General features: G+C 70.0%; 9 protein-coding genes. 3 read left to right on the forward strand and 6 right to left on the reverse strand.

Features of this window, described 5'->3' with window-relative positions:
- Window positions 1-84 precede the first annotated feature (84 nt).
- Together E1298_RS41135 and E1298_RS41140 are read left to right on the forward strand one after the other, a co-directional pair.
- Window positions 85-1413, forward strand: coding sequence for a dicarboxylate/amino acid:cation symporter (locus E1298_RS41135; RefSeq protein WP_131902805.1), 1329 nt, complete (start codon window positions 85-87; stop codon window positions 1411-1413).
- A 152-nt stretch (window positions 1414-1565) separates the two neighbouring features.
- Window positions 1566-2276, forward strand: a complete 711-nt coding sequence (locus E1298_RS41140; RefSeq protein WP_131902806.1) for a TetR/AcrR family transcriptional regulator — start codon at window positions 1566-1568, stop codon at window positions 2274-2276.
- On the opposite strand, the gene E1298_RS41145 is transcribed toward E1298_RS41140, so the two are convergent.
- Entirely contained in the window at window positions 2273-2701 is a 429-nt protein-coding gene (locus tag E1298_RS41145) for a cupin domain-containing protein (protein WP_131902807.1), read from the reverse strand. The genes E1298_RS41140 and E1298_RS41145 overlap by 4 nt on opposite strands.
- A gap of 279 nt (window positions 2702-2980) precedes the next feature.
- Here E1298_RS41145 and E1298_RS41150 point away from each other — a divergent pair, with 279 nt between their 5' ends.
- On the forward strand, window positions 2981-4498 hold the full coding sequence (locus tag E1298_RS41150; RefSeq protein WP_243726148.1) for an alkaline phosphatase D family protein: 1518 nt from the start codon (window positions 2981-2983) through the stop codon (window positions 4496-4498).
- A 309-nt stretch (window positions 4499-4807) separates the two neighbouring features.
- Here E1298_RS41150 and E1298_RS41155 read toward each other — a convergent pair whose 3' ends face one another.
- From E1298_RS41155 to E1298_RS48870, 5 genes are all read right to left on the reverse strand, one after another.
- Window positions 4808-5095, reverse strand: a complete 288-nt coding sequence (locus E1298_RS41155) for a hypothetical protein (protein ID WP_131902809.1) — start codon at window positions 5093-5095, stop codon at window positions 4808-4810.
- A 61-nt stretch (window positions 5096-5156) separates the two neighbouring features.
- Window positions 5157-6005, reverse strand: a complete 849-nt coding sequence (locus E1298_RS41160; RefSeq protein WP_131902810.1) for a helix-turn-helix domain-containing protein — start codon at window positions 6003-6005, stop codon at window positions 5157-5159.
- 6 nt (window positions 6006-6011) lie between these two features.
- On the reverse strand, window positions 6012-6482 hold the full coding sequence (locus tag E1298_RS41165; RefSeq protein ID WP_243726150.1) for a DUF6879 family protein: 471 nt from the start codon (window positions 6480-6482) through the stop codon (window positions 6012-6014).
- A 28-nt stretch (window positions 6483-6510) separates the two neighbouring features.
- Window positions 6511-6735, reverse strand: coding sequence for a hypothetical protein (locus E1298_RS41170; protein WP_131902812.1), 225 nt, complete (start codon window positions 6733-6735; stop codon window positions 6511-6513).
- Between the two features lie 522 nt (window positions 6736-7257).
- The coding region (locus E1298_RS48870) for a hypothetical protein (RefSeq protein WP_207945147.1) at window positions 7258-7638 on the reverse strand (381 nt) is incomplete at its 5' end.

The raw sequence follows: 7638 nt of genomic DNA on the forward strand, positions 1-7638 counted from the left end.
CCCCCTCTTCTCCCCTTCCACCCATGCCGTCGCCGTGCCCGCCACCCCTGGGCCGCGCGGTCCCACGCGCCTGGAGAACCTTCAGTGAACCTCCGTGTTTGGAAATGGCAGTTCTGGCAGCAGATCGTGCTGTCGCTCATCCTCGGCGTCGCCGTCGGCGTGCTGGTCCACAACTTCGCGGACCGCGAGAAGACCGCCGAGGACTGGCTCGACCCGTTCGGCGACGTCTACGTCAGCCTGCTCAAGGTCGTCGTCGTGCCGCTGGTGTTCGCCGCGATCGTGGTGAGCGTCGGACGGCTCCGGGGCGTCGGGAGCGTCGCCCGGCTGACCGCCAAGACCCTGGGCTGGTTCGTCGTCACCTCGGCGATCGCCACCGCGATCGGCCTGGCCGTCGCCCTGATCATCAAGCCCGGCAAGGGGCTCGGCAAGCTGGCCAGCGAGTCGGCCGAGACCGAGCCCGTCACGTGGACGCAGGTCCTGCACAACCTGTTCCCGTCCAACATCGTCAAGGCGATGGCGGACGGCAACGTCCTCGGCGTCGTCACGTTCGCGGTGCTGTTCGGCGCGGCGCTGGTCGCGCTCGGCGAGCGCGGCGAGCGGCTGACCGGCATCATCGACGACCTCTACCTGGTCATGCAGAAGGCCGTGTGGTGGGTCGTCCTGCTCACCCCGATCGGGTCGTTCTTCCTGATCGCCTCGGTGGTGGCCACCTACGGCCCGAGCTCGCTCGAACCCCTTGCCAAGTTCACCGGCGCGATCTACCTGGCCGTCGCGATCATGCTGCTGATCGGCTACCCCGTCCTGCTGCGGACGTTCGGCCGGGTGAACCCGCTGAAGTTCCTGCGCAACTCCTGGCCCGCGATCGAGTTCGCCTTCGTGTCCTCGTCCTCGCTCGCCACGCTGCCGATCGCGCAGCGGGTGTCGGTCGAGCGCAACGGCGTCCAGCCGGAGTACGCCAGTTTCGCCCAGCCGCTCGGCGCGACGATCAAGTTCGACGGCTGCGGCGCGATCTACCCGGCGGTCGCCGCGGTGTTCGTCGCCCAGTACACCGGCTTCCACCTCGGCATCGCCGACTACGCGCTGATCGCGCTCGCCGCGGTGATCGGCCAGCTCGGCACCGGCGGGACGCCCGGCCCGGCGCTGGTCGCGCTGACGCTGACCCTCACCACCGTGGGCCTCCCGCTCCAGGCGGTCGGCTACCTCATCGCGATCGACAAGGTCATCGACATGGCCCGGACCGCGCTGAACGTCACCGGCCAGCTCACCGTGCCCGTCCTCGTCGCCAGGTCCGAGAACCTGCTGGACGACGAGATCTTCAACGGCAGGCCCGTCGACCTGACCTCCGACGAGGCCGACGAGTCCCGCGAGGGACGGTGGCGGGGCCAGAGCGGCCCAGAGCCCGCCCCCGCCTGACGCCGCGTCCAGGACGAGGCGCCCCCACCGCCCCGGGGGCGCCTCGTCGCCTGCGACCTGTGCCGCACACCACAGACCTTCCCGTCCCGCGAAGTAGTCTGTGCCTGACGGCAGGTGATCACCCTGAAGCGAGCGAACGCGCGAGTCACGTGATGCCACGGCAGCCCACCACGCCCGGGACGAGCGGCCCGGACACGCCGCTCCCCGGCTCCCGCTCGGCCCTGGACCCCGGCAGGGCCATCAAGCCCGGACGGCACGGCCTGTCCCCCGAGACCGTCGCCGGCATCCAGCGCGAGCGGCTCATCGACGCCTTCGTCGAGGTCGTCTCCGAGCGCGGCTTCGCGCGCGCCACGATCAGCCGCGTCACCGAGGCCGCCGGCGTCACGAAGAAGACGTTCTACACCCACTTCCCCGACCTCGACGCGTGCTTCCTCGCCGCCTACAAGCGCGGCACCGACATCCTGCTCGGCCGGATGACGGAGGTCTACGCGGCCGCCCCGTCCTGGCCAGAGGGCATCCAGGCCGCGCTCCGCACGATGCTGGCGATGCTCGCCCGCGAACCCCGGTTCGCGCGCGCTTCGCTGGTCGAGGTGAACGCGGCGGGCCCCCAGGTCAGGCACGCGCGCATCCACAACCTCACCCGGTTCCGCGACTTCTTCACCGACCCCGCGTTCGGCCTGCCGCCGGTCCCGGTGGCCGTCGTGGACGCGACCGTCGGCGGCATCTACAGCGCCATCCACGTCCAGATCGAGACGGGCGAGGCGGAGCGGCTGCCGTCGCTGCTGCCCTCCCTCACCTACTTCGCGCTCCTCCCCCTCATCGGCCGCGAAGCCGCCGCGCCCTTCCTGGACGCGGCGCCCTAGACCGACAGGTCCGCGTGGAGGCTGACCGCGAAGGCCGGACCGGGGTTGCTGAACGCGTGGGTGCGGATCCCGTGCACACGCACCCGGTTGGCGCGCAACGGCCGCTCGGTGACGCCGTCGCTCGCGATGACCACCTCGGCCAGCTCACCCGCGATCAGCGTGCTGACCCCGGTGCCCGAGTGGTCGTGCACCCGGGTGCGGTGCCCGGGCGGCCACGTCATGAGCCACACGCGCACGCCGTCCACCTCGTCCAGTTGCACCTTCACGGGGGAGGCCGCGTCGAACCCGGCCAGCCGCCACCAGCCGGACGGCCGCGCCGCCAGCTCATGGAGGCGGACGGCGAGCTGCCCGACGGTCGGCGGGCGGGCGACGGTCACGCGGCCGTGCGGGTCGTCCTGACCGCGCATGGTGAGATCGGGAACCATGTCCAGAGGTCCTTCGTGTAGGCCGGATCCGGGGAGGCTTCACCCGGGCAGAGACGGGATTCAGCGGCGACACGAAGGACACAGCGCGCTGGCCACGCGGCGCAGGGCCACGGGGCTGTCGAGAGAGACTCGCGCGGACATGGATCCTAGAAGACACTCTGTCACCAAGGTTGTCAAGTGGAACGGCGGTGTTCACCGCCCGTCCACCGGCGGTCAGGCCCGCCGCCGCTGGAACCGGAGAACATGCGCCGGAACAAGGATCAAGGAACGGAGTCGTCGATGGACCGTCGAAGCGTGTTGCGCGGTGGCCTGGCAGTCGGCGGAGGCGCCGCCCTCACCCTGCTCGGCGGCGCCCCGGCGTCGGGCCTCGTCCGGTCGGGCCGCCCGCGCCTCACCCACGGCGTGCAGAGCGGCGACGTCACCGCCCACGAGGCGGTCGTCTGGGCCCGCGCCGACCGTCCGTCCCGGATGCTGGTCGAGCTGAGCCGCCGCCCCGACTTCCGCGCCGCCCGGACCGTCCGCGGCCCCGTCCTCACCCCCGGCACCGACCTGACGGGCAAGACGTTCCTCCACGGCCTGCCGCCCGGCGAGGAGCTGCACTACCGCGTCCGTCTGACCGACCTGGACCACCGACTCGCGTCCGAACCCCTCACCGGACGGCTCCGCACGGCCCCCCGCACCCGCCAGGACATCCGCTTCGTCTGGTCGGGCGACCTCGCCGGCCAAGGCTGGGGCATCAACCCCGAGTTCGGCGGCTACCGCATCTTCCGCGCGATGGGCGCGGTCGACCCCGACTTCTTCCTGTGCAGTGGCGACCTCGTCTACTCCGACGGCCCCCTCGCCGAGACCGTCAAGCTCCCGGACGGCCGCACCTGGCGCAACATCGTCACCCCCGAGAAGTCCAAGGTCGCCCAGACCCTCCCCGAGTACCGCGGCCAGTTCCGCTACAACCTCCAGGACGCGAACCTCCAGGCGTTCAACGCCCGCGTCCCGATGCTCTACCAGTGGGACGACCACGAGACCGTCAACAACTGGTACCCGGGCGAGATCCTCGACCTCCCCCAGTACACCGAGAAGCGCGTGGACGTCCTCGCCTCCCGCGCCCGCCGCGCGATGCTGGAGTACACCCCCGTCCGTGGCGGCCGCATCTACCGCAAGGTCTCCTACGGCCCCCTGCTGGACGTCTTCGTCCTGGACATGCGCACCTACAAGTCCCCGAACGACGCGGGCACGTCCCCCACCCAGCGCGACGGCCTCCTCGGCGCCGAGCAGACCGCCTGGCTCAAGCGCGAACTGCGCCGCTCCAAGGCCACCTGGAAGGTCATCGCGAACGACCTCCCCCTCGGCCTCATCGTCCCGGACGGCACCGCCCAGGAGTCCGCCGCCCAGGGCGACAACGGCGCCCCCCTCGGCCGCGAACGCGAGATCGCCGACCTCCTCTCCCACGCCAGGAGGCACCACGTCCGCAACATGGTCTGGCTCACCGCCGACGTCCACTACACAGCGGCCCACTACTACGACCCCTCCAAGGCCGCCTTCTCCGACTTCGACCCCTTCTGGGAGTTCGTCTCGGGCCCCCTCAACGCCGGCGCCTTCGGCCCCAACACCCTCGACGGCACCTTCGGCCCCCAGCTCAAGTTCGTCCAAGCACCCCCGCACGCCAACACGTCCCCGCTGGAGGGCTCCCAGTTCTTCGGCGAAGTCGACATCGACGCCCACTCATCAACCCTGACCGTCCGCCTGCGAAACCTCGACGGGGCAGTCCTCTACACGAAGGCGCTCACCCCCACCCGATAGGAGGTCAGACAGCCTGCCCGGCCAACAACGCCCTCCACCACGCCTCAGCCACAACCCGGCGCACAGCGGGCGTCTCGCACACCAGCGACCGCCGCCCGCCCCGCCGCTCCACCCGCCGGATCCGATACGCACCGCCGATCAACCCGTACTCGTAGCTGACCGTCCGGCACCGTCCGCACGTATGCTCGACCACCCGGATCGGCAGGTGCGTAGTCGGATACCAATCCAGCCGCTCAGCATCCGGCAACACCGGCGGCGGATGAACACTCCCCGCACAAGCCACGGCATGAACCTCAGCACGCACCAGCGTCACGGCTGCGGCCCGAGGTTCGCGGCAATGATCACGGCGGCGTCGACGATGTGCTCGGCCTCGGCGATCGGCTCGCCCCACGACGTCCAGAACCACAGGCGACCGCCGTCCGAATCACGCCTGCGGCAGGTGATCGTGTCCGCCAGGCGCGGCCCCTCGTCCTGCCTGGCGATCACGATGAGGCTGGACGAGTCGAGCCGCGTCTTGAACCCCTGCCCATTGAGCCGAGCCTGCAGGGACGCGAGGTGAGGGTAAGCGTGCGGGTGAACGCCCTGTTCGATAACCATGAGGTGACGCTAAGTACCCGCTCGATCGCAGGTCCACGAGTGTGCAGCAGCGTGCGCCAAATCAGCCGAGCGCCTCGATGGCCGCCGCGATCAGCGCCCGCGCATCCCGGCCATACACCGCCATACCGGCCAAGTCAGAGAACGCGCGCCCGTACTCCGCCACCTCCGCCGGGCGCCGAATGGTCAGGTAACCGGAGACCAGCTCGACATTCACCTGGACGTCATCAAAGACCCAGAAACCTTCCACCGGCCAACGTGCCCGTCCGACCCCCGCCGGGATCACCCCCAGGCTCACCGCGGGCAGCGACGGCACCACCAGCAGGTGATCGAGCTGACCAGCCATAGTCTCGGCGTCGGTCACCGTGGACCGCAGGACGGACTCCTCCACCAGGAACGCGAACCGCCGACCGCTCTCATACAGCACACGCTGCCGCTCCATTCGCGCGGCGACCGCCGCCTCCAAGTCGTCAGGCAACTTGTCACGCCGCATGATCGACTCCAGCACACACGCCGCATACGCCCGGGTCTGAAGCAACCCAGGCACCAGCCACGACGAGTACGAGCGGAACCCGTGCGTGCGCTCGTACAACGGCAGTCGAGACTCCTGCTGGCGACGCAGTCCACTGCGGTGCAACCGCCGCCACTCCAGATACAGCGAGTCCGCTTCATGACGCGCGGCGACCAGATCGTCCGCGCGGTCGGGAACCCCGCACAACCGGCACCATGCCCGGATGTCATCCGCTGATGGTGAGGTGACCGCGTGCTCCAGCTTGGAGACCTTCGAGCGATCCCATCCCGCCGCCGCCGCGAGCTGTGTCCCGGTCAAGCTTGCGGCCATCCGGATCTCCCGGAGCCGGTCGGCAAGGGCTTGCCGAGCCTGCTGAACACTCGACGACGGCGAGGTGGACACGGCAGATCAGGCGGGCCGGTAGTCCTGATGGTCGATGCCGCGACCCCAGACCGCATCGAACGCGGTAGCGCACAGCTCCGCCACTCCCGGCTTCTCGCTGACCTCCACGCCTGTCGGACGTCCCCCACCATCGAAGAGGTTGAACAGCACCAGGCGTCCGTCGACCAGCCAGAAGTCATTCCCCGGCAATGCGAGATCGCTGGCCATCGCGCGCGGCAGCCACCGCAGCCGTTCACCGGCGGCCACGTTCGTGAAGGCATAGGCGTGCGAGTATCGGATGTACTCGTTCACCGGCTCGGACACGACGCGGGCCCGACGCACGTCCACGCCCCGCTCGACGGTCTCGACGATCAGGTCCAGCCACGGCCGCCACCACGAGGCACGGTCGGCCGGATCGTATCGATGCCCGGCCCTCCACGCGGCGATGCGTTCCTGCTCGGACTCGACGGTATAGACGTCGCGCATCTCCAGGTGCACCGCCGATGTAGTCGCAGAGGTCAGCAGCTCACGGTACGTCGGTGCCACCGTTCACCTCCGGGAGGAACTGCATCATCCGCGCGGGGAACCGTATCGTGACCTCGCCGCTCGGGTCGTCGCCGACCTTCGCGCGGGTCTCGCTGTCGATGGTCCATCCCCGCAGGAGGTAGTCGCCGGTGGCACGGTCGCGCCAGATGGTTGCGGAGTTGCCGTCGTCGGATTCGGGGTCTACCCCCAAGAACTCTGGGTCCACGTCGCCCTCCGGTGCTTGAATCATGCAGAGTCATGCACACAGAGCGTCACCAACTAGTGGCAAAAGGTCAAGGCGTTCAGCAGCCGAGCCTCATTCTCAGGCGCTCGATGTCCCGCCCGGCGACCGTGGCCGCGACCTGCCGACCGACCTGAACCCGGAAGAAGCCCCGGGCCGGTCTCGCGCTGTCGCCGGGAGACCGCGCTCTTGGCCGCTGGCTCAAGTTCGGCCAGGCGTCCTTACGCGCCCATCACGTCATCGATCTTCGGGTAGGTGGATGTCAGCGTGCGTTCGGTGGTTCTGGCCGTCTGCTTGTGTGGCCTTGGTGGGGCGGTGTTCTGGACGCGGCGGCCGGTAGTCTCGGATCGTCGGCGGGTGGGGAAGCCCGACCGGCCGAGCGGCCCGCGTCTCCTCCGGGAGGGGCGGGCCGTTTCGTTGCCGGGAACCGTCGAGGTCAGACGTCTTGCGCGGTCGCCGGTGCCCGTCAGCGGCGAGATCTGCGGGCGGTGTGGGTTGGGCTTTGCTCTACTGGCCGACCTTGTTGTTTGCGCACCATGTGTCGATCGCGCGGGCTGCCCTCATTGCCCTGATGTCGTCCAGGGCCGTTCCCTGCGTCGCGTCGTCGTACGCCAAGCCGATCGCCGCCAGTTGGTACACGCTGCTCTGTCTGGCGTTCTTCCGAGCCGACACCGCCTTCTCGCTGTCGCCGCCGCCATGCGTCGCCTTGTGCGCGTCCCGGCACGCCCGGACCGCCCACGCGTCCGACCGCTTCTGCCCGGGCGCCGCGTCGTCGTCCTTGCCGGCGAGGGCCAGGGCGATGATGCCGCCGGCTACCAGTGCCGCGAGGACGGCGGCGGTGACGGCGATGATGAGGGCCGTGCGGCGGCGGCGCGGGGGGCGTGGCGC

The sequence above is a fragment of the Actinomadura rubrisoli genome (genome assembly GCF_004349215.1).
Lineage (GTDB): Bacteria > Actinomycetota > Actinomycetes > Streptosporangiales > Streptosporangiaceae > Spirillospora > Spirillospora rubrisoli.